At 64.0% G+C, this 25,482-nt stretch carries 22 protein-coding genes and 1 pseudogene; 10 read left to right on the forward strand and 13 right to left on the reverse strand.

Annotated features, from left to right (window positions below):
- Positions 1-28 precede the first annotated feature (28 nt).
- The 3 genes from IOC61_RS06725 to IOC61_RS06735 form a co-directional block, all read right to left on the reverse strand.
- Positions 29-907 carry a DMT family transporter gene (locus tag IOC61_RS06725; RefSeq protein ID WP_195688831.1) on the reverse strand — a complete coding sequence of 293 codons (879 nt, stop codon included), beginning with the start codon at positions 905-907 and terminating at the stop codon, positions 29-31.
- A gap of 108 nt (positions 908-1,015) precedes the next feature.
- Positions 1,016-1,822, reverse strand: a complete 807-nt coding sequence (locus IOC61_RS06730) for a slipin family protein (protein WP_195688096.1) — start codon at positions 1,820-1,822, stop codon at positions 1,016-1,018.
- Between the two features lie 58 nt (positions 1,823-1,880).
- Entirely contained in the window at positions 1,881-3,374 is a 1,494-nt protein-coding gene (locus tag IOC61_RS06735; RefSeq protein ID WP_195688097.1) for an NfeD family protein, read from the reverse strand.
- Positions 3,375-3,630: 256 nt separating this feature from the next.
- Here IOC61_RS06735 and IOC61_RS06740 point away from each other — a divergent pair, with 256 nt between their 5' ends.
- Positions 3,631-5,664: a diguanylate cyclase gene (locus IOC61_RS06740; protein WP_195688098.1), complete on the forward strand. Its 2,034-nt coding sequence runs from the start codon at positions 3,631-3,633 to the stop codon at positions 5,662-5,664.
- A gap of 89 nt (positions 5,665-5,753) precedes the next feature.
- Here the strand turns inward: IOC61_RS06740 and IOC61_RS06745 are convergent, their stop codons facing one another.
- On the reverse strand, positions 5,754-6,485 hold the full coding sequence (locus IOC61_RS06745; RefSeq protein WP_195688099.1) for a hypothetical protein: 732 nt from the start codon (positions 6,483-6,485) through the stop codon (positions 5,754-5,756).
- Positions 6,486-6,702: 217 nt separating this feature from the next.
- Between IOC61_RS06745 and IOC61_RS06750 the strand changes: the two genes are divergently transcribed.
- The 4 genes from IOC61_RS06750 to IOC61_RS06765 are packed head-to-tail and all read left to right on the forward strand — an operon-like array spanning position 6,703 to position 11,465.
- A complete protein-coding gene (locus IOC61_RS06750) occupies positions 6,703-7,806 on the forward strand; it encodes a phosphotransferase family protein (RefSeq protein WP_195688100.1) in 1,104 nt (367 codons plus the stop codon).
- A gap of 2 nt (positions 7,807-7,808) precedes the next feature.
- Positions 7,809-9,080 (forward strand): ABC transporter substrate-binding protein, encoded by a 1,272-nt coding sequence (locus IOC61_RS06755; RefSeq protein WP_195688101.1) that lies wholly within the window; start codon positions 7,809-7,811, stop codon positions 9,078-9,080.
- A 37-nt stretch (positions 9,081-9,117) separates the two neighbouring features.
- A complete protein-coding gene (locus IOC61_RS06760) occupies positions 9,118-10,836 on the forward strand; it encodes an ABC transporter permease (RefSeq protein ID WP_195688102.1) in 1,719 nt (572 codons plus the stop codon).
- A complete protein-coding gene (locus tag IOC61_RS06765; protein WP_195688103.1) occupies positions 10,833-11,465 on the forward strand; it encodes an ATP-binding cassette domain-containing protein in 633 nt (210 codons plus the stop codon). Before IOC61_RS06760 ends, IOC61_RS06765 begins: the two co-directional genes overlap by 4 nt.
- Here the strand turns inward: IOC61_RS06765 and IOC61_RS06770 are convergent.
- Entirely contained in the window at positions 11,452-12,291 is an 840-nt protein-coding gene (locus IOC61_RS06770; protein ID WP_195688104.1) for a sterol desaturase family protein, read from the reverse strand. The two genes, IOC61_RS06765 and IOC61_RS06770, sit on opposite strands and share 14 nt — an antisense overlap.
- Complete coding sequence (locus IOC61_RS06775; protein WP_195688105.1) at positions 12,284-14,482, reverse strand: FAD-dependent oxidoreductase; 2,199 nt, start codon at positions 14,480-14,482, stop codon at positions 12,284-12,286. Before IOC61_RS06775 ends, IOC61_RS06770 begins: the two co-directional genes overlap by 8 nt.
- A 112-nt stretch (positions 14,483-14,594) precedes the next feature.
- Here IOC61_RS06775 and IOC61_RS06780 point away from each other — a divergent pair, with 112 nt between their 5' ends.
- Positions 14,595-15,293: a TIGR04283 family arsenosugar biosynthesis glycosyltransferase gene (locus IOC61_RS06780; protein ID WP_229332977.1), complete on the forward strand. Its 699-nt coding sequence runs from the start codon at positions 14,595-14,597 to the stop codon at positions 15,291-15,293.
- Entirely contained in the window at positions 15,283-15,948 is a 666-nt protein-coding gene (locus tag IOC61_RS06785) for a TIGR04282 family arsenosugar biosynthesis glycosyltransferase (protein ID WP_195688107.1), read from the forward strand. The genes IOC61_RS06780 and IOC61_RS06785 overlap by 11 nt, the downstream gene beginning before the upstream one ends.
- Here the strand turns inward: IOC61_RS06785 and IOC61_RS06790 are convergent.
- Positions 15,900-16,526, reverse strand: coding sequence for a lipo-like protein (locus IOC61_RS06790; protein ID WP_229332978.1), 627 nt, complete (start codon positions 16,524-16,526; stop codon positions 15,900-15,902). The two genes, IOC61_RS06785 and IOC61_RS06790, sit on opposite strands and share 49 nt — an antisense overlap.
- 361 nt (positions 16,527-16,887) lie before the next feature.
- Between IOC61_RS06790 and IOC61_RS06795 the strand changes: the two genes are divergently transcribed.
- Together IOC61_RS06795 and IOC61_RS06800 are read left to right on the forward strand one after the other, a co-directional pair.
- Positions 16,888-17,502, forward strand: a complete 615-nt coding sequence (locus IOC61_RS06795) for a sigma-70 family RNA polymerase sigma factor (RefSeq protein ID WP_195688109.1) — start codon at positions 16,888-16,890, stop codon at positions 17,500-17,502.
- Between the two features lie 2 nt (positions 17,503-17,504).
- Positions 17,505-17,702 (forward strand): zf-HC2 domain-containing protein, encoded by a 198-nt coding sequence (locus tag IOC61_RS06800; RefSeq protein WP_267491297.1) that lies wholly within the window; start codon positions 17,505-17,507, stop codon positions 17,700-17,702.
- 30 nt (positions 17,703-17,732) lie between these two features.
- Here the strand turns inward: IOC61_RS06800 and IOC61_RS06805 are convergent, their stop codons facing one another.
- The 5 genes from IOC61_RS06805 to IOC61_RS06825 form a co-directional block, all read right to left on the reverse strand.
- Positions 17,733-18,191 carry a DUF302 domain-containing protein gene (locus IOC61_RS06805; RefSeq protein ID WP_195688111.1) on the reverse strand — a complete coding sequence of 153 codons (459 nt, stop codon included), beginning with the start codon at positions 18,189-18,191 and terminating at the stop codon, positions 17,733-17,735.
- A 1,201-nt stretch (positions 18,192-19,392) separates the two neighbouring features.
- Positions 19,393-19,995: a helix-turn-helix domain-containing protein gene (locus IOC61_RS06810; RefSeq protein WP_195688112.1), complete on the reverse strand. Its 603-nt coding sequence runs from the start codon at positions 19,993-19,995 to the stop codon at positions 19,393-19,395.
- 148 nt (positions 19,996-20,143) lie between these two features.
- Positions 20,144-20,530, reverse strand: a complete 387-nt coding sequence (locus IOC61_RS06815) for a nuclear transport factor 2 family protein (RefSeq protein ID WP_195688113.1) — start codon at positions 20,528-20,530, stop codon at positions 20,144-20,146.
- A gap of 59 nt (positions 20,531-20,589) precedes the next feature.
- Entirely contained in the window at positions 20,590-21,966 is a 1,377-nt protein-coding gene (locus tag IOC61_RS06820; protein ID WP_195688114.1) for an NAD(P)/FAD-dependent oxidoreductase, read from the reverse strand.
- Positions 21,967-22,075: 109 nt separating this feature from the next.
- On the reverse strand, positions 22,076-23,713 hold the full coding sequence (locus IOC61_RS06825; RefSeq protein ID WP_195688115.1) for a BCCT family transporter: 1,638 nt from the start codon (positions 23,711-23,713) through the stop codon (positions 22,076-22,078).
- 624 nt (positions 23,714-24,337) lie between these two features.
- Between IOC61_RS06825 and IOC61_RS06830 the strand changes: the two are divergent.
- A pseudogene (locus IOC61_RS06830) lies at positions 24,338-24,520 on the forward strand (IS630 family transposase); the annotation flags it as partial.
- A 368-nt stretch (positions 24,521-24,888) separates the two neighbouring features.
- Here the strand turns inward: IOC61_RS06830 and IOC61_RS06835 are convergent.
- On the reverse strand, positions 24,889-25,467 hold the full coding sequence (locus IOC61_RS06835; protein WP_195688116.1) for a hypothetical protein: 579 nt from the start codon (positions 25,465-25,467) through the stop codon (positions 24,889-24,891).
- Positions 25,468-25,482 lie beyond the last annotated feature (15 nt).

Below are 25,482 nucleotides of genomic sequence, written 5' to 3' on the forward strand. Positions count from 1 at the left end.
AGTGCTTGCGTGAGACAGGGCGCGGATTCTAGCAGAGCTCATGTTGCACTGCACCCCGAGCGCGCTGGCGCCGCTCGACCCGTCGATCGACCAGTCCCTTGAGCAGCAGGCTGCCGAGTACCAGGGCACCACCGGCAAACGCCGCTGGCGACGGGCGCTCCCCGAGCAGCCACCATACCCAGAGCGTGCCGACCACGACCTCCAGCAGCATCAGCAGCCCCACCTCGGCGGCGGGCAGGTAGAGCGGGCCACGCTGAAGCAGGGTGAAGCCCAGCGGCAGCAGTCCCAGGCAGAGCACCAGCAGCCACGCCAGGGTGGTGCCGAGTGGCAAGGCGATGCCCGGCCCCATCAGGCCATAGAGCCCGGCAACGGCCGCCACGATCCCTCCCGCCAGGGTCAGCATGGGGCTCATGTCGACATCCTGGCGCGTTCGACAGAGGGTGAAGTTGGCCGCCATCGCCGTGGCGGCAAGCAGCGCAAAGGCGTTGCCGCGCCAGGAACCGACACCCGCGTCGTCCAGGGCGATCAGCGCGATGCCCACCAGGCAGGCCAGGATAGCCAGCCAGGTGCGCCGCGGCAGGCGCTCGTGAAGAAAGACGCGGGAGAGCAGCGCGGCGATCAGGGGGGCTCCGGCGAGGATCATCAGCACATTGCCGGCACGGGTATACTGGTTGCCCAGCACGAAACCGAAGGTGGAGAGGCTGAACAGCAGTGCCACGCCGATACCGGTCCAGCCACAGCGACGATAGGCCGCCGCCGCCCCCCGCCCGTGGCGGGCGAGCACAATGGCGAGAAAGCCGAGGGCGGTAAGCAGCCCCCGCCACACCAGGATCTCGGCGTCCGGCAGGCCGATCAGCTTGATCAGCAGCGCATCGGGGGAAATCAACAGTACCCCGCCACCGGTCATCAACAGCCCCTGCTGGCGGCGGTTCAGATGGGAGAGTGTCAAGGCAACCTCATGGACAAGCCGGGCGCCACAGCATGCCACGACCAGCTGGCCGTGGCACGGGGTGGATCAGGCGGAATCACCGCTGTCGTCGGGCGCCGGACCGGAGGTGCCCTCCCGAGCCGCCGCTGACGCCCGCATATGCTTGAAGGCCTCCATGATATCCATGGGCAGCGGGAAGACGATGGTGGAGGCATTCTTGTTGCTCATGTCGCTCATGGTCTGCAGGTAGCGCAGCTGGAGCGCCGCCGAGTTCTCGGCCATGACATTGGCGGCCTGCACCAGCTTGCGCGAGGCCTGCAGCTCACCCTCGGCGTGGATCACCTTGGCGCGACGCTCCCGCTCGGCCTCGGCCTGGCGGGCAATGGCACGGATCATGCTCTCGTCGAGATCGACATGCTTGATCTCCACATTGGCCACCTTGATGCCCCAGCCTTCGGCGGAGGTGTCGATGATCTCCTGAATATCATCGTTGAGCTTGTCGCGCTCGGAGAGCATCTCGTCGAGGTCGTGCTTGCCGAGCACCGAGCGCAGGGTGGTCTGGGCCAGCTGGCTGGTGGCGAGGGTGAAGTTCTCGACCTGGATGATCGCCTTCTCGGGGTCCACCACACGGAAATAGAGCACGGCGTTGACCTTGACGGTGACGTTGTCCTGGGAGATCACATCCTGCTCGGGCACATCCATGGTGACCACCCGTAGATCGACCACCTGCATCTTCTGGATGGCGGGAATGATGATGATCAGCCCCGGCCCCTTGACCGACTGGAAGCGGCCGAGAAAGAACACCACCCCGCGCTTGTACTCGGGCAGGATACGAATCGAGGCCGCCAGCAGCATGATCAGCAGGACGACCGGGACGAGGTAGGAAAGCAGCATGGTGTCGGCTCCTTGGTTGGGCCGGACGATGCGGATCATCGACCGTGCCGGACAAGCCTCAGGACGATGAGGCCAGCGGTTCGACCTCCAGGGTCAGGCCGTCGACCGCGGTGACGCGTACCGACTGCCCGCGGGCGAGCGGCGTGGGACTGCGCGCCCGCCAGCGCTCGCCCATCAGGCGTACGTGGCCCTGGTCGGTGAAGTCCTCGAGGACCAGCGCCTCGCTGCCGACCAGCTCCTCATGGCCGGTGCGCGGTGGGCGTCGCCGCAGGCCGATGAAACGGGTCACGACCCACAGCATCAGGCCCGCCGCAAGCAGCGCGATGCCACCGATCATCGGCAGCGAGATGTTCAGGGTATCCGCGTCCATCAGTATCACCGATCCGATCACGAAGGCGACGATGCCGCCGATGCCGAGAATGCCGAAACTGGGCATCAGCGCCTCGCCCACGATCAGCCCCAGACCCACCAGGATCAGCGCCAGGCCGGCGTAGTTGACCGGCAGCACCTGGAAGGCAAACAGCGCCAGCAGCAGGCAGATGATGCCGATGGTGCCCGGCACCAGGCTGCCCGGATTGGAAAGCTCGAAGATCAGCCCGTAGAAGCCGATGATCATCAGGAAGTAGGCGACGTTGGGATTGGTGATCACCGCCAGCAGCTCGGTACGCCAATCGGGATCGAAGCGTTCGACGGTGAGCTCCGCGGTGGCAAGGGTGCGCTCCCCGTCATCCATCACCACCGTGCGACCGTCGAGCTGGGCGAGCAGGTCGTCCAGATCACTGGCCACCACCTCGATGACATTCTGCTCGAGCGCCTCCCGGGCGGTAAGATTGACCGCCTCGCGCACCGCCTGCTCGGCCCAGTCGGCATTGCGGCCATGGCGTTCGGCCAGCGAGCGGATATAGGCGACGGCATCCTCCAGCACCTTGCGCTCCATCGCCGTCTCGCCGCGGCGCTTGGCCGGCGCCTCCTGTGCGGCCTCGTCTGGCATCGACTCGCCCTCGTCCGGCGTGGCCTCAGTCGAGTCGTCGTCGCGCCCCTCGGCGTCGGCGGAGCCGTTCGATTCGGATTCGGGTTCGGGTTCGGGCTCACCCAGGCCCGGTAGCCCGCCTCCCCCGCCTAATTGCACCGGCGTCGCCGAGCCGAGATGAGTGGCCGGCGCCATGGCGGCGACGTGACTGGCATAGAGCAGATAGGTACCGGCGCTGGCCGCCCGGGCCCCCGCCGGCGTGACATAGAAGGCCACCGGCACCTCGGAGGAGAGCATGGCGCGGATCATGTCGCGCATGGCGGCGTCGAGGCCGCCGGGGGTATCCATCTCCACCACGACCAGCTCGGCATCGGCCTCGGCGGCACGCATCAGGCCGCGCTGAAAGTAGTCGCTGGTGGCCGGCCCGATGGCCCCCTCCACCCGCATCACCAGCGTGTTGCGCTCACTCTGCTGTGCCTGCACCGCGGCCTGTCCAAGCAGCAGCAACAGCCCCAGGGCCAGGCAGACGAGACTGAACAGCATTGCCACATGCCTGGGAGACGCGGTACGCAACGGCTTCATGGAACTCTCCTGAGCGGCACCTAGACCCTGGGAGGCGCCACACTGGAATGATTAACATCTTGTAATATTCAGCATAGCAGGCCGCCTCCCTGTATGTCCCATACGGTTGAAGTCGGCACCCTGCCGTCGCCTCCATTCGTCCTGCAACGCCAACCTTGTCAAAGACGCCTCCTGCAACAGCTTCGCCCTGGATTTCAACAACCAAATCAGTGCGGTGACTGGTGCTCGTCCCCGCACGCTGGCAACATGTTCGCTTATGACCACCAGCTCCGAAGGAGGCGGCCGAGGGTTCGGGAGTCGACTCCTCGGCATTCTGAGCCGCCCCCTGACACTCCCCCTGCTGACGCTGCGCGGCCGCCTGCTGGCCGGTGCAGGGCTACTGTGGGCGGTGCTCTGTATCACGCTGCTAACCTATGGCTGGCAGGCGGGACACCTGCTGGTGGACAAGACCAACCATCAACACCTGCGCTATGAAGCCGAGCTGATACGCAACTCCATCACGTATCAGGTCAACGCACGCCTGCAGGTGCTGGAGCGTCTCGCCCAGCATCTCTCCGAGCCGATCGGTGACGCCCTCGGCACTCGGCAGCTAGACGCCCTGACCCCACTGTTCGAAGGCCTGGTACGTTTCGATCTCGATAGCCGCATCGTGGACGCCTGGCCTACCCGCAGTGGCATCGTGGGGGCCCGCTTTCCCGACCGGGACTATGCGCGCTTCATGCACGCCTTCCAGCAGCCCCATGTCAGTGCCCCCTTCGTGAGCCGACTCACCGGCGACCCCCTGGTAATGATGCTGGTGCCGCTGCATGACGCCGAGGGGCGCTACACCGGCTTTCTGGGCGGCGTGGTCAATATCGACCAGAGCCGGCTCTTCAAGGGGTTCGAGCACCTGCGCCTCGGCGAACGCGGGCATGTCACCATCACTACCGCAGCCGGCCAGCGCCTCTATCACCCCGAGCAGCGCCAGGCTGTCGTCGAGTTGCCCGACACCCTCCCCCCGGCCCTCGACCGGGCCCTCTACGGCTGGCAGGGGGAAGCCGAGGAGGCCACCACCAGCGGGGAGCCTGCGCTGGTGGCTTACCGTCAGGTCTGGCCGGCGGACTGGATCGTCGGCGTGCATCTTCCCAATGCTCAGGCCGAGGCGCCGCTGGTTGCCGGCATGCGACGGATCACGCAGCTGGCCTGGTGGGCTCTGGGACTGGTACTGCCGGTGCTCGGTCTTCTGATCTGGCTGGCCCTGCGCCCGCTGACCCGGCTGGCCAGGCAGGCGCGTGAGCTTCGCGACGGACAGCGCCACCTGCTCGAGATTCCCACCCGGATGCCGGAGCTGCGTCGGGTCATCGATGTCATCAACCAGACCACCCAGGCCCGGAGAGCCAACCTGCATGATCTCACTCGTCGCAAGGCCCTGCTCAATGCCACGCTGGCGGCATCGCCTCAGGGCATGTTCGTTACCGACCCCCGGGGTCGGCTGACCTTCCTCAACGAGGCGCTCAACAAGACCCTCGGCACTTCCGTATCGCAGACACTCGAGTCCTGGGCCCATCGCATCCATCCCGAGGAGCGCGTCCCGGTGCGGGAGGCCTGGCGACAGAGTCTTGCAAGGCAGCAGGGCTTCATGCGCCAGTTCCGCTTCGTGGATCACGAGGGCAAGCAGCGCTGGCTGGATATTCACACAAGCGCGATACATGTGGAGGGGGAGTTTATCGGCGTCGTCGGAACCGTTCGCGATATTACCCAGCATCGTCACGATGACGCGCTCCGTCGCTGGGAGGCGGAACACGACCCGCTGACCGGACTGCTCAATCGACGCGGCCTGACACGCCGGCTGGAAGAGGCTCTGGTGGAGTGGCAGAAGACCGGTGATCAGACGGCGGTACTGCTCTTCGATCTCGATCACTTCAAGCCGATCAATGACCAGGGCGGCCACGCCCTGGGAGACCGCATGCTGCAACGGATCGCCGAAACGATTCGGGGCGTGGCACGCAGCAGCGATCATGCGGCACGCCAGGGCGGCGACGAATTCGCCGTACTGCTGACGGGCTGCAGCCTCGACCAGGCTCAGACCCTCGCCGAGGTGTTGCGGGAGCGCGTCGCCTCTCTCGCGATCGAACACCAGGAGCATCGCTGGCAGGTCACCGCCAGTATCGGCATTTCCTGCTTTCAACCGGGCGACAGGGAGATCGATGCCATGCTCGCCCGGGCCGATGCCGCCAGCTATCGCGCCAAGCAGGGCGGTCGCAATCGCGTCGTTATCGACGAGGACAAACCACGCTCCGTTACCGGCTAGCCGGTACCGGGCCTCGGGCGCAGCTCAGGGGTTGGGCCCAAGACCCGGCGGGCTGCCCTCAGGCAGGAGCGAGCCGCCAGCGGAGGAGATCACAGATCGTGAGACTCGCCGGCGAAGCGGCGCTGCACCTCGACCATATAGGCCGACAGCGAGGTCAACGCGTCGCTCCCCCAGGCCAGCGGCTCGGCCTCCATGGGGGCGACCATGCAGACCTGCACCATCTCATCGGCGTGAACCTCGGGCATGCCGAACCGGCTATCGGCCATGGCCACCCGATGGGGGAAGGGCTGCTCGAAGGTAGCCTGATAACCGGTATCCTCGCCGTCGCTGCCATGACAACTGGCACAGGCCAGACCATTGCTGCTCAGCGAGCTGTCGTGGTAGAGCGCCTCACCCTGGGCCAGCAGGCCGGCATCGTTGGCGCCATCCTCGCTGTATGCCGGCGTATAGCCGTCGGGGCGTTTAACGGCCTCACTGCTATCGGCCTTAACCTCTTCGGCTTCACCTTCTGCCTCTGCCTCGCCTTCGCCTTCTGTCTCTGCTTCACTTTCGGCCTCTCCTTCGGCCCCTCCTTCTGCCTCCCCTTCAGCTTCGCCCTCTGCCTCGCCCTGCGCCTCGCCCTCTGCCTCACCCTGCGCCTCGGCATGGGCGCTGGAGAGGAACAGTGAGAGAGTGCCCGGGCCAGTGTCGCCGCTCTCATCCTCCATGGTGACTTGCAGTGAGACGCCCCCCGCCGCCAGCACCAGCACGGGGGCCGTGCAGGCCAGCTGCCGACTCAGGCGACCCAGCAGCCGGTGTCTCTTGTCGTTATCGTGTGACATGGTGCTTCTCCTCGATGGTTGCCCACAGGGTCATTGCCCACAGGGACAAGGGATATTGATACTCTCCCGATGACGTTCGACGCCATGGGGACCGCCACCCTTAGGCGATACGTCTTGGTAGGAGCCGACCCGGCGAACCTTACGGCTAAAGGCTGTAAGGATCTCTGCTTCGCCACGACACTCCTGACAGATCGATATCATTCCAGCGAGGAGGCCCATGACAGGGACCACGAGCGAAGCGAGACCCACCGAGACACGGGGCGCACAGAGAGAACGCCTGGCCGAGGCGCTGGTCAGGCAGGGCTATCGGGAGGCGATACGTGAGCTGCGACCGATGGCCGATACCGGGCTGGCCCATCACCACTTCTGGCTCGTCCGTGACGGGGACGACTGGGTGGCACGACTCCCCAAGCAGAGCCAGCTGGGCCTTGCGGCAGGCGCCAATCTGGACTACCAGGCCACCTGTTTCGAACGCGCCGGCGCCTCCGGTCACACACCATCCCTGCAGGGCGTGCTCACCCCATCGACAACGCTGCCTCGAGGCGGCCTGCTGGTGGATGCCGTACACGGGCGGCCGGCTCGACTGCCCGACGACCTGCCGGCGATCGCCAAGGCACTCGCCGCCCTGCATGGGCTACCGCTGCCGCCCGCCGAAGCACGTGCCCCGCTGCTGGCACCGGCCGATCCCTGGGCCGCCATGCGCGAAGAGGTGACGACCCAGGCCGAGTTCCTCGACCAGGCTGGACTGTCTGCCGAGGTGGTGACGATGGTGCGAGAGGAGCTGGGCTCCCTGCCGAGTGAACTCGAGCGCGGCGAGGCGTCGAGACCCCGGCTGATCAGCTTCGATGCGCACCCGGGCAACTTCCTGATCGATGCCGAGGGTAGCGCCGTGCTGGTCGACCTGGAAAAGTGCCGCTACGGGCTCCCCGGCTTCGACCTGGCCCACGCCAGCCTCTATACCTCCACCACCTGGGACCCCAACAGCCATGCCGTGCTCGGCATCGGCGAACTGGCCGACTTCCACCAGCGCTGGATGAGCCGCACCGGCATCGGCGAGCTCGACACCCTGCTCGCCTGCCGCCGCGCCATGTGGCTATGGTCGCTGACCTGGTGCGCCAAGTGGCGTGCCAGTCATGATCGCACCCGAGACGCCGGGGCCCGCGGTGAAGACTGGTCTGCCGAGCTCAGCGATGACGCGCTGATCGCCCATGTGCGCGACAGGGTCGACCACTACCTCTCCCCCGCCGTCATCGACCATGTCCGGCGCGAGTTCGACGCGCTGGCCACTGCCCTTTCGAACGCTCTGGAACAGGATGCCTGACCATGCTCCGATATCGCCCCGCCCGCCTGGCCACCGCACTGGTCTGTGTCTCTCTCGGCCTGGCGTCGGCCTCACCGCTGGCGGCCAGCCCCGATCTCGATGACTGGCAGGCCGTGCGCGAGCAGGCTCGCGGCCAGACGGTCTACTGGAACGCCTGGGGCGGCGACACGCGCACCAATGGCTATATCGCCTGGGTCGCCAAGCGGATGGCCGAGGCCCACGGCGTCGAGGTCGTGCACGTCAAGCTGGATGACACCAGCACCGCGGTTTCACGGGTCGTCGCGGAGAAGGCGGCGAACAACCTGGACGATGGCAGCATCGATCTGGTCTGGCTCAACGGCGAGAACTTCGCCGCCATGCGCGAACACGAGCTGCTGTATGGCCCCTTCGCCGAGGCGCTGCCCAACTTCTCCCTGACGCGCCCCGCCGACAACCCCGAGGTGATCACCGACTTCACCCTACCCACCGAGGGCTTCGAGTCCCCCTGGGGCAAGGCGCAGATCACCTTCTACTATGACAGCCATGAGCTTCGCGGGGATAGCGACGAGCTCCGCGGGGACAGCCAGGAGGTGGAGACCCCCCCCGGCAGCATCGAGGCGCTGCTCGACTGGGCCCGTGCCAATCCCGGACGCTTCAGCTACCCGCGCATTCCCGACTTCACCGGCAGCACCTTCCTCAAGCAGGCGCTGATCGCCCTGGCCGACGATCGCCAAGCACTCTATGCGCCGGTAGAAGCCAGTGATTTCGCCACGATTACCGCCCCGCTGTGGGACTACCTGGATGCCCTGCACCCGCACCTATGGCGTGGCGGGCGACAGTTCCCCAACTCGGGGCCGGAACTGCGCAGCCTGATGGGGGCCGGCGAACTCTCCCTGGCCTTCACCTTCTACCCCTCCGAGCCGGCCGCCGCGGTGGCCGACTTCGAGCTGCCCGCCAGCACCCGCAGCTACGTGTTCGACGACGGCACCCTGGGGAACGTCCACTTCGTGGCGATTCCCTTCAACTCGCCGCACAAGGCGGGTGCCCTGGTGCTTGCCGACTTCCTGCTCTCCCCCGAGGCCCAGGCCCACAAGCAGGACCTCGCCGTCTGGGGCGACCGTACGGTGCTCGACGTGGCCCATCTGGACGACGCCACTCGCCGGCTGTTTGCCATCGAGGCGGACAGTCCCGCCATGCTCGCCCCCGAGGCCCTGGCGAAGACCCTGCCCGAGCCCCATCCCAGCTGGATGACGGCCCTGCAGGAAGCGTGGCAAGCACGTTACATCGCCCAGTGAGGCAACGCATGCAGGATGACGGGAGGCAGCGGACGCCATGTGGCTGCGCCTGATGCCGACGGTGGTGTTCACTCTGCTGGTCGGCCCCATACTGGCCGGCGTGGCGATGGTGCTGTTACCGGCCTTCGGCTATCTGCCCGCTCTGGGCGGCGAGACGTTCAGCCTGGCCCCCTGGCGCGAGCTGCTGGACCAGCCGGGGCTGGCACGCTCGGTGAGTATCAGCCTGGCCAGCGGCCTGATCGCCACCGCCGTATCACTGGCCGTGGTGCTGCTGTTCCTGGCCGCGGCCGCCGACACCCGACTCGACCGCTGGCTGCGCCGTGCGGTGTCGCCGCTGCTGGCGCTGCCCCACGCCGCGGCGGCCTTCGGCCTGGCCTTCTTGATCGCCCCCTCGGGGCTGATGGCGCGGCTGTTCTCGCCGGGGGCGACCGGCTGGGAGCGGCCGCCGGACCTGCTGATTGTCCAGGATTCCTGGGGCCTCAGCCTGATGGCCGGCCTGATCATCAAGGAGCTTCCCTTCCTGATGCTGATGAGCCTGGCGGCTCTCCCCCAGCTCGACGCCCCAAGACGAGTGGCCCTGGCCCGCTCGCTGGGCTATCGACCCACCATCGCCTGGCTCAAGACGGTGGCCCCGGCGCTCTACCCGCTGATTCGCCTGCCGGTCTACGCGGTGATCGCCTTCGCCAGCTCGGTAGTGGATGTCGCGATGATCCTGGGGCCGACGCTGCCACCGACACTGGCCGTCTCGATTCTCGAGTGGTTCCACGACCCCGACCTGGAGAAACGCTTCCTGGCCTCGGCCGGCGCCGTGCTTCAACTGGGAGTCACGCTCACGGCCCTGCTCATCTGGTGGGGGCTGGAGTGCCTGGCAAGGCGCCTGGGCCGAGGCTGGGTGGTGAACGGCCAACGGCGCGGCGGCGAGCGCTGGCTGCACCTCACCGGTCGCGGCTCTCTGGTCATCACCACGCTCACCGCCGGGCTGGGGCTCGGTGGCCTGGCCCTCTACTCCGTCGCCGGCTTCTGGCGCTTTCCCGATGCCCTGCCGACCACATTGACCCTGGGCCACTGGCAGACCGCGCTTCCCTTGCTGGGTGGCCCCGTGACCACCACCCTGACCATCGCGGCAAGCGCCACCCTGCTCGCCATGCTGCTGACCCTGGCGGTACTGGAGAACGAGCAGCGTGGCGGTCGGCGCCCTGGCGTGAACGGGCCGCTCCCTGCACCAGGCCGGCGGATCACCGCCATGAATCTGCTCTATCTGCCGCTGATCGTGCCTCAGATCGCCTTCCTGTTTGGCCTGGTGGTGCTGCTGGAAGCCCTGGGCATCCGCGCCCGATTGCCCCTGGTGATCTTTGCGCACCTGCTGTTCGTGCTGCCCTATGTCTTCCTGTCGATGGCCGAGAGCTACCGCCGCTTCGACCCGCGCTGGACGCGGCTCGCCCTGACCCTGGGCCACTCCCGCAACGGGGCCTTCTGGCGGGTACGCCTGCCCATGCTGCTGGCACCGCTGTTGACCGCCACCGCAGTGGGCATGGCGATCAGCATCGGTCAGTATCTACCCACCCTGCTGCTGGGGGCCGGGCGCATTGCCACCGTCACCACCGAGGCGGTATCCCTGGCCAGCGGCGGCAACCGCCGCGTGATCGGCGTCTGGGCGCTGGTTCAGGCCAGCCTGCCGCTGCTGGGTTTCATCATCGCCATGGGCCTGCCCCGGCTGCTGTGGTCAAACCGTCGTGGCATGCGAGGAGCGCCATGAAGACATCACACCCCCTGGTTCTGGAAGAGATTCGGCTCGCCCTGGGAGGTCGTACACTGGTAGAGCTCGATGCCGTCATCGGCCCCGGGGAGGTGTTGACCGTGATGGGCCCCTCGGGCGCCGGCAAGTCGACCCTGCTGGCCATGATCGCCGGCTTCCTCGATCCCGCCTTCGAGGCCCGGGGGCGGGTATGGCTGCGCGGGCGCGATATCACGTCCCTGCCCGCCGAGGCCCGCGGCATCGGCCTGCTGTTCCAGGACCCGCTGCTCTTTCCTCACCTCTCGGTGGCCGGCAACCTGCGTTTCGGCATGCCTCGACGAGTCAAGGATAGGGCCGCTCGCATCGAGCAGGCACTGGCTGAGGTGGGCCTCGCCGGCTTCGGCCCCCGCGACCCGGCGACCCTCTCCGGCGGTCAACAGACACGCATCGCGCTGCTACGCCTGCTGCTCTCCGAGCCGGCCGCGGTGCTGCTCGATGAACCCTTCTCCCGGCTCGACCGCCAGCTGCGTCACGAGGTGCGCCAGCTGGTCTTCGACCGGCTGCGGCATGCCGGCCTGCCCAGCCTGCTGGTGACCCACGACCACGAGGATGCCGAGGACGCCGGCGGGCCGGTGATCACTCTCGGCTGATCGGCTTGCCCTCCGGCTGTGGCACCGGTCGGCGGAAGGGTTGGGTAAGCATCTGACCCAGGCGCAGTTCGCGGGGGTCCCGGAAGATCTTGAGACCGATCGTCATGCCCAGGTGCCCCTCCTCGGGCTGGGCACGATAGGTGCCGAACAGGCGATCCCACCAGGAGAGGTTGAAGCCGAAGTTGCTGTCGGTCTCATGCTGACGCCAGGAGTGGTGAACCCGGTGCATGTCGGGCGTCACCACCAGCCAGCGTAGCCAGCGGTCGAGCCGTGACGAGAGACGCACATTGGCGTGGTTGAACAGCGAGCTGGCGTTGAGGATCACCTCGAAGAGCAGCACCGCCACCGCCGGCGCCCCCAGCGCCAGCACCACCACGACCTTGAGCAGCATCGAGAGCAGGATCTCCAGCGGATGAAAGCGTAGCCCCGTGGTGACATCGATCTCCAGATCGGCGTGGTGCATTCGGTGCAGCCGCCACAGCCAGGGTACGGCGTGGAAGAGACGGTGCTGGAAATAGATGACGACATCCAGGGCCAGCACACAGAGCGGCACCGACAGCCACCAGGGCACCCCCAGCCAGGGCATCATCCCCCAGCCATGGGGTGCGATGGCCAGCGCCACACCCACCGCCGCCAGCGGAAATACCAGGCGCAGCGCCAGGGTGTCGACCACCACGATCATCAGGTTGGCGGGCCAGCGACGCCGCCTGGGCACCCGCTGCGGGCGACGCGAGGCCACAAGCTCCCAGCCGGCCATCGCCAGCAGCACACCGGCGAAGGCCACCAACCGCAACCAGGGCTCATGTTGCAGCAGCCCCTCAGGCATAAGGCGACTCCTTGTTGCAGCCATCCCTGGACGGCTCGCGCTCACCGCGCCGCCAGGCAAAGTAGCGCGCCAGCCACCCCAGCAGGCGCTCCGGTTTATGGGCATTCTTCCACACCCCGGCGGCGGCCTTCACCGCCTCACTGCGGGTGGGGTAGGGGTGGATGGTGGAGAGCAGGCGATTGAGGCCGATCCCGCGGGTCATCGCCAGGGTGAAGGTCGCCAGCATCTCACCAGCCTCGGCACCGACAATGCTAGCCCCCAGGATGCGGTCACTCCCCGGGCGAGTCAGCACCTTGACGAAGCCCCGGGCCTCATCTTCGGCCAGGGCGCGATCCAGCTCACCCAGCGAATAGCGGGTTACCTCGACATCGACACTCTTCTCTCGAGCCTCGCGTTCATTGAGCCCGACGCGCGCGATCTCCGGCGTGGTAAAGGTGACAGCCGGCAGCGCCTGGTAACTGACCCGGAAGCGCTTGACCTCCCCGAACAGGGCATTGACGGTGGCGTGCCAGGCCTGATGGGCACCGGCATGCGTCAGCTGGTAGGGCCCCACCACATCGCCACAGGCCCAGACATTGGGCAGCACGCTGCGCAGCGTCTCGTCCACCTCCAGGGTACCGTTCTGCCGGGTCTCGACTCCCAGCGCCTCGAGCCCCATGCCGGTCACATTGGCTTCGCGGCCCACGGCCACCAGCAGATGGGTCAGGGGCAGGCGCGTATGGCTGTCATCGGCGTCGGCCACCTCGAGGGCGTGACCCTCGCCGTCGGCGACGATCCGCAGCGCCCGATGGCCCAGCAGCAGCTGCACTCCCTCCTCTTCCATGGCGACCTCGAGCTCCCTGGCCACCTCGGTATCCTCGCGGGGAAGGAGCTGTTCGGCAGACTCCACCAGGGTCACCCGGCTGCCCAGCATGGCGAGACTCTGCCCCAGCTCACAGCCGATCGGGCCACCCCCAAGCACCACCAGGCGCTCGGGCAGCGTATCGAGCTGCCAAAGGTTGTCGGACGTGAGCACCTTCACCGCCTCGATACCGGGCAGCTCAGGCACCCGCGGTCGCGCACCACTGGCGATGATCACCTGCCGTGTGGTCAGGGTACGCTCCCCTTCGGGCGTCGCCACCCTGACCTCCCAGGGGCTCGTCAGTCGCGCATCGCCCTCGAGGACGTCCACGCCCAGGCCACGATAACGCTCGGGACTGTCGTGGGGCTCGATGCGCTCGATGGCATCCTCTACATGGGCCATCACCGCCGCGAAATCTACCCTGGGTTCCGCTACCCGGACGCCATAGCGACCCGCCCGTCTAATCTCCCGGACCGAGCGTGCCGCGCGAATCAGTGCCTTGGAGGGCACGCAGCCGGTATTGAGGCAGTCGCCTCCCATGCGCTCCCGCTCCACCAGGGTCACTCGAGCGCGCACGGCGGCGCCGATGTAACTGGCCACCAGCCCCGCCGCACCCGCGCCGATCACCACGATATCGCGGTCGAACCTCCCGGGGCGCCGGTAGCGACGGGCCAGGGCCCGGCGCCGAACCACCGCCACCACGCCCCTGGCGAGCCAGGGAAAGAGGCCAATCAACACGAAGGAGAGCAGCAGCGAGGGTGACAGGATATCGCCCAGTGACTCCAGGTCGGCCAGCTCACTGCCGGCATTCACGAACACCACGGTGCCCGGCAGCATGCCCAGTTGACTGACCCAGTAGAAGGTGGACAGCCGCATGCGCGTCAGGCCCACCACCAGATTGATCACGAAGAACGGGAACAGCGGAATCAGGCGCAGGGTAAAGAGATAGAGGGCACCCTCGCGTCGAATACCGGCATTGATGCGCTCCAGCTGGCGGGCATAGCGCCGCTCCAGTGGCCCGCGCAACAGGGTGCGCGCGATCAGGGCCGCCAGGGTCGCCCCGATGGTGCTGGCAAAGGAGACCAGCAGCAGCCCCCCGCCCAGACCGAACAGGGTGCCGCTGAGCACCGTCATCAGGGCCGCCCCCGGCAGGGAGAGCGCCGCCATCGCGACATAGAAAAGGAAGAAGCCACCGATCACCGTCACCGGCTCTCGCGACAGCCAGGCATGAAAGCGCGCCTGCTCGGCCTGCAGCACCTCCAGGGTCAGGTAATCATTGGCACCGGACAGAAAGAAGGCCACCACCAGGGCGGCAATCAGCAGGAGTAACAGCAGTCGATGTGAGCGCATCGGGCCTCCTCGGGCCTGAAAGGACAAGAAAATAAAGAAAAGGCGAGAAATGAAAGCGTGAATCTGAGTCGTCGGTGGTACGGTATCCTTACGCTTCAATCCCATGATGGCCATGGAGACGATGCCCAACCCACCGCTGAGCCTGATCATTCCCGTGTTGAATGAAGCCGCAACGATCACGACCACCCTGAGCAGGCTTGCTCCCCTGCGCCAAGATGGCACGGAGGTGATCGTGGTCGATGGCGGCAGCCGGGATGGTACCCCTGAACTGGCCCGACCTCACTGCGAAAGGCTGATTAAAGCACCCTGCGGGCGGGCACGACAGATGAACCGCGGGGCAGAGGTGGCCCGTGGCGAGGCGCTGCTCTTTCTGCATGCGGACACTCACCTGCCCGACAATGCCGATAGCCATATCGACCAGGCACTCTCCCGGGAACGCTGCTGGGGAAGATTCGATATCCGCCTGGAGGGTGATAGCCGACTGCTGCCGGTGGTGGCTCGCGCCATGAACCTGCGCTCGCGACTGACCGGCATCGCGACCGGCGACCAGGCGCTGTTCATGACGCGCGCCGCCTTCGATGCCGTAGGGGGCTTCCCCGACCAGCCACTGATGGAGGATATCGCCATCAGTCGTCGCCTCGGGCGACTCTCTCCCCCGGCCTGCCTGCGCTCGCGGGTGACCAGCTCCGGTCGCCGCTGGGACAGCCAGGGCCCCTGGCGTACCATCTGGCTGATGTGGCGACTGCGCTTGCGATACTGGCGGGGAGCACCACCCGAGACACTGGCCAGGGAGTATCGACATGTGCGCTGAAGGGGTCGCCGGCAGGGTCAGGCTCGCCATCCTGGCCAAGGCCCCGATTCCCGGAAGCGTCAAGACACGCCTCATTCCGGGCTGCGGTGCCGAAGAGGCCGCCCGTGTTCATGCGAGCCTGCTTCGCCACACCCTGGCCGTGGCCTGTGCGGCCCTGCCGGCGAAGCGGATCACGCTGTGTACGGCCCTCGAGCATGAGCACCCGCTGTTTCTCGAGCTGGCGACGAAACATGGCGTCGCCCGGCATGCGCAGCCCGAGGGTGACCTGGGCGAGCGCATGCGATTCGCGCTGACGCCGGGTCCGGCGATGGTTATCGGCAGTGACTGCCCGACACTGACGCCCGAGCTGCTGAGCGCCTGTGCCGAGGCCTTGGCCGATCACGACGCCGCCTGCCTGCCGGCAGAGGATGGCGGCTATGCACTGCTCGGCCTCCACGAGGCCCACCCCAGCCTCTTCACCGATATCGACTGGGGCAGCGGGCGCGTCATGGCCCAGACCCGCCAACGCCTGGATGCCCTGGGCTGGCGCCTGGCCTGCCCGGCCACCGTGTGGGACGTCGACCGCCCCGAGGACCTGAGGCGCTGGCGACACGCTTCCCGCAGCCGTTACACCACCTCCCCTTCTCCTTCGGATGACGCCCAGCGCAGCCGATGAGGGTCGAACCCTGACCCAAGACCCGGCTTGATGATCTGAAAATAGGGCGACAGGTCGAAGTCGCGAGGCGTAAACAGGCTGAAGTGTCGGCGGCGAAAGATCCGGCGGCGACATTCGGCGCAGCGCTGCTCATCTCTCAGCCACTCCTCGATGGGAAGAATGGGGTAGTTGATAAACTGGAACGCTTCGGCAAGCAGCGTCGAGCAGATTGCACGGGTCGGGTCGCCACTACCCAGTGCCAGCATTCCACGCCGCCAGGGAACCGGAACCGGAGGGAGCGGCATCAGGTAGCGTGCCAGGTCGAAGATATTGCGCAGATCATAGCGTTGGCCGACGCGATGGGTAGCATGCTCTATCAATTGCTGGATGTCGTTATCGGCGAGGCCAACGGGGCGACAGATCCGCAAGGGGTACCCACTGAACTCATCGTAACCGACCAGACGGACCCCCTCGGCCAGGTCCGCCTCGACGAATGCGGAGCCGGGCGCGCCCCCGGCCCCTATCGCCGCCTCGGATCCGACAAACAACGCCGCATGTGACCAGGACGACTGGGTCAGGTACTTGATGACAGTGCTCAAGCGTGATGATCCTTCGACCAGCAGGACGTCACCGGGAAGCAGACAGCACCACACCTCGCCAACCGTCACCGACTCGGGCCGGTGCCATGGCCTGGGCCTCGACAGCCAGCAACTAATGCGATAGCCACAGCTCTCCAGGGCTTTCATCCCCACCCCTCCACACGTGTCCCTATGGATCAGTATCGTCCAGTGCGCTTGTTTTTTGTCGCTGGAGACAGCATCGGCTTACACTCACCGTGAAGGAGGCTTGCAACCCTGAACTCAAGCAGCAAGCACAGTGCCACCGATGAGAGTCAGGCGACGAAAGGGGTGCATCAGAAGTTCCTGCGCCTGTCCCCCCAAGATATTGGAGACAACCCTTATGGAAGACCCGGCCGCGAGCGAGGGTGACAGGCTTGCCAATCAGCGATCGACACGCCTGGAGCATCTTTCATCGATCAGACCCAAACTGGTCGCTTTCGCCAGGATGCATCTACGCGACAGTGCAATGGCAGAGGATGCCGTTCAGGAAGCCCTGATGGCGGCTATCGAGAAGGATGCCACCTTCGCGGGTCGTTCCGGCTATGACACCTGGGTGTTTGGAATATTGAAGTACAAGATTCTCGATATCATGCGCTACCAGAAGCGCCAGGGGCGGCTCCAGCCTCTCGATGACGAGGAGAGTGATGAGGTCATCGATCGACAGTTTCGAAAAAACGGACGCTGGGAAGCCCGTTCTCGCCCGGCAAGCTGGGGAGATCCTGACGCCGTCGTCGAAAGCCAGCACTTCTGGAAGGTGTTCGACGCCTGCATGATCGCACTGCCGGAGAATACTGCCCGGGTCTTCTCGCTGCGCGAACTGATGGGACTCTCTACCGAGGAGATCTGCCGGCTGCTCGAGATTCGGGAAAACAATTGCTGGGTGATTCTGCACCGTGCGCGCCTTCGTCTACGCCAATGCATCGAGAAAGGCTGGTTGGAAGGAGAAACATCATGATGATGTGCAAAGAGGCCACACGGCTGATGTCACTCAAGCATGAACGCAACCTGACCCTTCAGGAAAGGGTTTCACTACGGTTTCACCTGTCAATGTGCGGTGCCTGCAGGCAGTGTGACAGGCAGTTTACGCTGCTTCGAGAGGCCTGCAGGCGATACGGCTCTGACCATCGGGTGGATCACGAAGACGACGGGCGCTGACGCGTCCGTCGGAGCCCCACTCCATTGATGTCACCGGTCGGCGGCAGCGCTTGCCACGCTTTCCAGTACACCGGCGACCTTGTCCAGCGGCAGATCACACTCCTCCAGGGAGTGACGCTCGGCCAGATAGAGAGGCGAGTTCCACTCCAGCCTGACGCCCTCGTCGACTTCACGGACCACGATCTTCTGGGGCAGATCCAGCGCCATGCTTCCCCGACACTGCATCATCGGCGTTCCCACCTTCGGGTTGCCGAAGATAAAGGTACGGGTTGCGGGCAGCGTGAGCCCAACTCCTTCCGCGTTGGCGGCGTGGTCGACAACCGTCATCAGCGTCAGCCCCTTCTCCTCGAGGGCGCCACGAAGCCGCTGCTCGACACTCTCGATACCATCACTCGACTGCAGGTGCATCACCCCATGCTCTTGCGCCTGCACTATCACCGGCATGGCCACGAGCATGGTCATTGCCGCCCCGATCAGACACTTTCTCATGATACCGGCTCTCTCTTTTGTTGAGTTCCCTATCAGGATGGCCAAGAACAGCCCCCCTGAAAAGCCCCGAGCCTGATCCTTCAGGTTCGGGGCTTTTCAGGGGGCTGGTTGACTATAGCCACCAGTAGCGCAAGTGGTCCTGTGTAACTCCCTTCTCGTTACTTGCTCCTCTGGGCTGTTCTCTTCCACTCTGGCTGATATCTCTTTCAACGCTCCTTCCCCCAAAACCTTCGTCCTGAGAGACCGGCCCGGCACTATCCTCATACAAAGACTTGCGGCGCTTCTCAAGATACTCGGAATCCATCGCCATTAGGGGTCCGGCACTAAGCATAAGAGCTATCATGGCAATAACTGCAGATCGAATATTCATAACAACACCTCATGTTTTCTGGCACTACCAAGACCTTCGCTCGGGTCTTGCCACTTTGTCCCTATGGCTACCACTTTCCTTACACCAGAAAATCGAAACTAATTACCCTGCCTCACTCACGAGGGCTCTGATCGAACGGCCTGAACCGGCTGGCTGCCTTGCCACCGGGGAGACCTGATAATATGAGCATGATGCCTCAGGCTCCTCCTGCATCTGGGCATCAAGATGCTGGACCGCTTGAAGCGACCAGGAGATCATGTAACGGGCGACCATCAGCAGAGTACGCCTGGTGCGGGGTGGGGTATGTCCGTGTGACCATCGACGACCACCTCATGTGGCCTTTTTGGCAGCGTTCATTCTGATGAAACGAGATGGAGTGCTTTTCTGGCCCTACTGTGATCCGTGCGCTACTACTCCGGGCCTGTTGTTTATCGTCTGTCAGTTAGCATAATCACGCGGCCATGCAACAAGATGACACTTCAGCCATTCCAGAGCCATGCTCGAAATAGGTAACGTATTGGGCAGTGTAACGCCGATCTTTGGTTTGTCCTTAGGCTCTGCCCGAAATCTTTCTGCGCTCGGCTATACGGCGTTAACAATCGAATCAAAGCGCTCACTTACCCTCCGTAAACTCGTGCGCGAGCCCGGTCCGTCTTTTCGCCGACTTTTCCTTGTCTAACCTTCGCTCGCCGACTTTTCAGACAAAGCCTGGATGCGGATTATCGTGAGACGGGTTCGGACTTATCGAGCGTAATAGTGCTGGCGTTAGATATTCTTTTCTCCACATAATAATATATAAGCCTGAGGAGTATCATCGTGCAGCCTAAAGCGTCAGTATTCGACACCTGTCATTATCCAAATCACCCGAGTTTCGGTGTCACCCGGATTATAAATCCAGTGAGGGGCGTCACCGGTCAGCGAAAAACTGTCGCCAGTCTCAAGCACGAACGTCTGCTCACCGATGGTCAATTCCAGGGTGCCAGCCTCGACGTACCCCGCCTCTTCCCCGTTGCGCTGCCGCGGGACTTCCCCACCACCGCCGCCTGGCTCGAGCCTCGTCATGATCAGCAACAGCTGGCCGCTCAGGCGCGGAGACAACAGCTCTTCCCGCGCACCGATGCCGGAAAATGCCATGGCACGCCGGTGGTCAGCACGCACGATATAGTCATGCTCGCCGTTCTCGGCTCCGCCCTCGGGCTGAAAGAACCAGCTGACCCGCACGCCCAGAGCATTGCTGATGGCTTGCAAGACGCCGATGGGCAATGACGACACACCCCGCTCGACCTGACTCAAGTAGCCGACAGACTTGTTGACCTCCTTGGCCAGACTGGCCAGCGTGATGCGCTTGGCCTTTCGCAGGTCACGAATCTGACGCCCGAGGCGCAGGTCATCGGGATCAGCATTGGCCGCCTTATTCACGCTTTCGTCAGGCATCTCGGGTACTCGGATGGCAAAGAATCACACCGAAAAAGAATAACAGAACGCGGGATACCGAAACACCGCCTGATGGCATCACCCCATCGGCCGCCTGTTGTGCCATGACAGGCGCCCCGGTCGAGCGACGCGTCCGGGGCGCATCGCATCAGGCGGGATCGAAGGGCGGGCGCTGCTTGCGAAACGCCTGCTTGCGCACGACCTTGCCATCGCGAACCGTGAACAGGTCTACGCTATCGGCTTCAATAAGCTTACCGTCGGGCTGTGTGGCGACAAAGGTCGATTCCGACACCACACGATTATCGGCAAAGTAATGGGTGCCATTTAGCCATTGAACATCCGGCTGGGTGCCCCAGGTGTTCTCGAACGCGGCCCGGACGGCATCACGACCCTCGATACGGGTGCCATGCGCCTCGGATCCCGAGACGGTATCGAACACGATGTCATCCGCGAAGTATGACATGACCGCATCAATGTCGTGACGGTTGAAGGCGTCGAACATGGCGTTCAGGGTGTCATTGCTCATGCCGTTCATAGTGCTACTCCTCTTGCCAATCGGGTTAGGTGATTGCCTGCCTGGCAGGCCACATGCCATCAACGCACGGTATCCAGCATCTGGAAATACTTGTACAGCGCCCTCTGCCCCATGCGTCGAATCGGCCTCAAGGGGTGCGCAGGAAGGGGCGAGCTGAAGATGGGAAGATCGGACTCAGGGATCTTGCCGCCGGCGATCAGCGTCGCCAGTTTCTTCGAGGCATAGGCAGAGAAAGCAACGCCATTGCCGCTGTATCCCTGGGCATAGAAGATCTGCTGAGACGCATCGGGCTGCACGATACGCGGCATCATGTCGTGGGAGATATCCATCCACCCATGGGAGAACCAGGGCGTCTCGATGCCTGCCAGGGCCGGGAACTTGCGCGCGATGGCCTCATGGACAACCTTCAGGTGCTTGGGATTCTGCGCATCGGCGCCGCTGATGGCGCTACGGGTGCCGATCTGAAGCCGTTTCTCGGGCAAGAAGCGGTAGTAGTACCGCAACTTCCGCGTATCGGTGACGATCATGGTGGAGCGGAAACCGCACGCCTCGATCTCCTCGTCCGTCAGGGTTCTCGTCCAGACCGAATTAGCCATGATGGGCATGTTGCGGTAGGCCGTGAGCTTGTGCAGGCTCGGACTGGTATAGCCGGCGGTGGCAATGCCAACTGCCCGCGTCCGCACCACGCCGCCCGGGGTCTGCAAGTGATGGATCCCCCCTTCCGTCGTCCAGTTCTGTACCGGGCTTGCCGTGTGAATCCTGGCCCCCAGCTTGCGGGCGAGTCGGGCATAGCCATAGGCAAGCTTCAACGGCTGGACGGCGATCCCCACCGGCTCCAGAAAGGCACCGAAACTCTCCTGGTCGCCGATATACTCATTCAGCACCGTGTCGCGATCCAGCACATGCGTCTTGTAGCCGAGCACGTCATGACAGAGCCGAGACTCTGCCTGCAACTCCTTCAGTGCCTGAGGACTGTGGGCGACGAGCAGGTTGCCGTGATTCTGGGGCTCGCAGTCGATTTCTGGATCCTCGGCCATGGACTGAAAGACCTCGAAGCCCTCCAGGGTGTTGGCGTGCAAGCGGCGCGCGGTATCCGCGCCCCATTTCTTGACCCACTGTCTCCGGCTCAGGCGCCCCCAGGCCAGGTGCCCCTGCCCTCCATTGCGACTGGTGCACCCCCAGCCAATCTGATTGGCCTCCAGAACGGTCGCCTTGATGCCGTACTCACGAGCGAGAAACAGCGCAGTGGCCAGGCCCGTAAAGCCCCCGCCAATCAAGACTACATCCACGTCCATATCGGCGCTGACGGCACCGTCATCCTCGGGTGGCTCTCCGGCATGGTGGCGCCAGTAGCTCGGCGCATAGTCCATCCCCTGCCCGGGAAGATCGCTATGCAGAGGATCATAGTGCGGATAGTAGGGCTGAAATGCAGACATAGGGTCGATTCACTCTATCTGGTGGCCGGGGTCTCATCCGATGGTTGGCGATGCCCCCGGGCGTTGGCTTTAGTGTGCTTCCGGTTTCGTCGGATCGTTATCAAGGCGACTAGCCGCTCGACTTGATATGCGATGCCAGACCTCTCGAGAAAGAGCCTATTTCAATATTCTTCACACCGCCCTTCTTCGCCGACTTGAGCATGCGATAGACCGAGAACATGTAGGCTATGCCCACGAAGAAGAAGGGTGCACCCACGACAATGGCAAGGCTCCTGATGGCATCGAAGCCGCCAGTAAGCTGAAACATGATCCCTGTAAAGCCTATGATCACCCCCCACAGGAGCCGCATGGACACCCGGGGATTTTCCTCGCCATTGGATACCTGCATGGCGGCGAAGAAGGATGCGGAGTCAGAGGTGGTCACGGCAAAGATAATGATGTTGAAGAGCACGATAAGGCTTAACCACCAGCCTCCCGGCATGCTCTCGAGCAGGGCATAGATGCCAGACTCGGGCTTTTCCTGAACGCTTTCCCACAAGGGGGCGATACCAGTCACCTCGACAAATCCCGCGGAGCCGCCCCAGATGCTGAACCAGCCAATCGCTAACAGCATGGGGACCAGGATGACACCGACGATGAACTCGCGAAGCGTGCGTCCCTTGGAGATACGAGCGATAAAGCCGCCGCAGAAAGGAATATAGGAGATGTACCACAGCCAGTAGAACACGACCCACCAGCCGAGCCAGTCGCGCTGCTCGAAGTTACCGGCATCGCTCCAGAACTGCAGGGCAAAGATGTCACCGAAATAGTCACCAATCTGCTGCGTCCCGAGGTTCAGGAGATACTGGGTCGGCGCATGACCAAAAAAGAGCAACACCAGAAGGACGGTACCAGCCATGACCATGTTGGCCTGACTGAGAAACTTGATGCCACGCTCGACCCCCGTGGCCGCAGAAATCACGTAAGCGATGATGACCACCAGCATGACCAACGCCTGGCCTATCGGGCCCAGATCGAGTCCGAACAGAGTGTTTAGGCCATAGCTGATGGAGGCCACGCCTAGCCCGATCATCGTGGCATTGCCGCCGATGGTGCCAATAATGCCCAGTGCGTTGGCCAGGCGTCCCCACAGGCTGCTGTTGCAGCGCTCCCCGAGAATGCCATAGAGACCGGTGGCCACGGTGAGAGGCAGTCCCAGTCGGTACGCCGGAAATGCGATGGCCCAGGCCGCAATGGCAAACACCGCCCAGCCGTGCATGCCCCAATCCAGCAGAGTGAGCTGGACCGCCTTGGCGACGCCGGCGGCCTCCCCCGTCGCGCCCATGTCGATCACATGGGATGACTGGTACAGATGCGTCAGCGGCTCGGCCACACTGAAGAACACGAACCCGATGCCGAAACCACAACTGAAGAGCATCGAGATCCAGGCACCGTAGGAGAACTCCGGCACTTCATCATCCGCACCCAGTTTCAGATCACCGAACGGACTGATGATCAGGTACAGGCAGAACAGCAGTGCTGCCCCCATGCCCAGCAGGAAACTCCAACCGAAGTTGAAGATCAGGAAATCTCGGGTAGAAGACAGCACTTCACCGATGAGTTCCGGGAAGAGCAGAGCGCATAGCATGATCGCGGTATAGATCGACAATACCGGCCAGAAAAGCGAGTGATCGTAGTCACCAAATAGACGAGTCGTCAGGCGACCCGATGGATATCGCTCGACTCTACTTATTAGTTGTTCGTTCATCGACTTATCCTTCACAAGATCTCTTGCCGCCCAACATCACGGGGCTGACCCCACGGATCGCCAACGGGTCGTCACCCGACCCACGGGGCGAGCCGACAAGTCACGTCATTGTTGCAGCGGATGGGTACGCATCGAGGCGGCAGGTGTTACCGCAGCGGAATCCCCTAACGGCTCACCGACATGCCACTGGCCGCGCCACCGAGGCGTGCCGATGGTTCGGCCATGCGATGGGCACCGGGGAGCCGATGCTTGGCCTGAGATGTACTGGCGTCAGGGGTTTCATCCTGGAGGGAGGTAGGAAAGGCATGGCGATGGTCCTCGATACAGCTAGTTATGGTTGTTTGGGCACATTGGCTCTGGGTGATGATCATCACACAAATGAATGTAGCAAAAAAAATCCATTTTCAATGAAATTTTTTTTGTTTTTTTCACAATGGTGATCCGGATCGCCCAGCCTTCTTCATGCCATCACTAAAGGACACCTCGACCCTGGCCTCGGGAATTATCGCTGGAGAGGCTGTCTTCCGCCTATCGCCATGGTGAAAAGCGTGCCCTACACCGGCGTGTGCATGCCCTATTGCCGAGTGACCAAGGCCATGCCATCGGCTGTAGTGAACGCTGCGTCGCGTACGCCTGGTCTACCTATCGGTTTACTCGCCGGGGCTGAGACCGCTAGAAACTCTGTGGCGGAAGATGAAGTACGCATGACTGCCGTTGAGCGCCCATCTCTCGTTTGACCATCTCTGCAGTGAGGCCTTTCGCCTACTCGGCAGCTACGGGTCTGGGTGCGCGATTATTTTTGAATAGCCACGTGAGGCGGGCGATGCTAGCTCGCCATGGCCTTCATCCTGATAAAGATGGTTACACTCGGCATACGATCCGACGTGCAGGCAACCAATTGGGATGTCTTGAGATGCGTCTGTGGAGAGGGGCTTGTCCTACTTTACTGCACGGCCTCATGCTCCTCCTAGCGATGGCGGCAACCGGGTATCGAGCTCCTCGGCGATTGCCTTCGGCCTCGATGGCCTCCTTGAGGGCAGCCAGCAGCCCGGGGTAATCCATTTCGGTCTGGCGGACCTCCCAGCCCTGTTCCGGCCAGACTGGCTAGGCGGCCAGCGGGGCGTCAACCAGCACCGCCACACAACCAGGGGCAACCACGATAGGGGTAAGGCCTTTCATGCTCGCTGCCTCTGTTCGCTGATCGTCCCCAACGGTGTCTCCATGGTCTGTCGACGCCAATGGCGCAGCGTGGAGGGGTGTACACCGAAATCGGCGGACAGTCTCACCCCGAGCTGCTGCGCCAGCACCCGAAGCAGCGCCATATGGTGTACGGTATGGCTGGTCAGAAAGGCCAGCTCTCGGGCAAGGCTCGTGGTCAACGTGAGGGTGGCTCCCTCTTCATCGACCGGGTATTTCAACTGCAGTGGCACGCAGGCGTGCTCGACTAGCCTGGTCAGCCCCTCGTGGATCTGGCCCAACCGCTCTCGAGCCAGGGCCGGATCCCGCTCCAGGCCGGGCTCCCGGACACGCGCCTCGTAGTCGATGCAGGCGACACCGATGCCATCCAGCAGCGCCTGATAGTGATCCAGGATATGGCGCACATGACGCCCCAGGGTCTGGTGAGCCTCGGCATCGAAGCCGTGGCGATACGCTAGCGGAGTGATCTCCACCAGCAGCGTCTCCAGCTGATGGAGGCTACAGCGATTCTCCTCGATCAGGCTATCGACACAGGCTGGCAAGTGGGTCTCTTTCATACACCCTCCTCACGG

The organism is Halomonas sp. KAO, from assembly GCF_015595025.1.
Taxonomy (GTDB): Bacteria; Pseudomonadota; Gammaproteobacteria; order Pseudomonadales; family Halomonadaceae; genus Halomonas.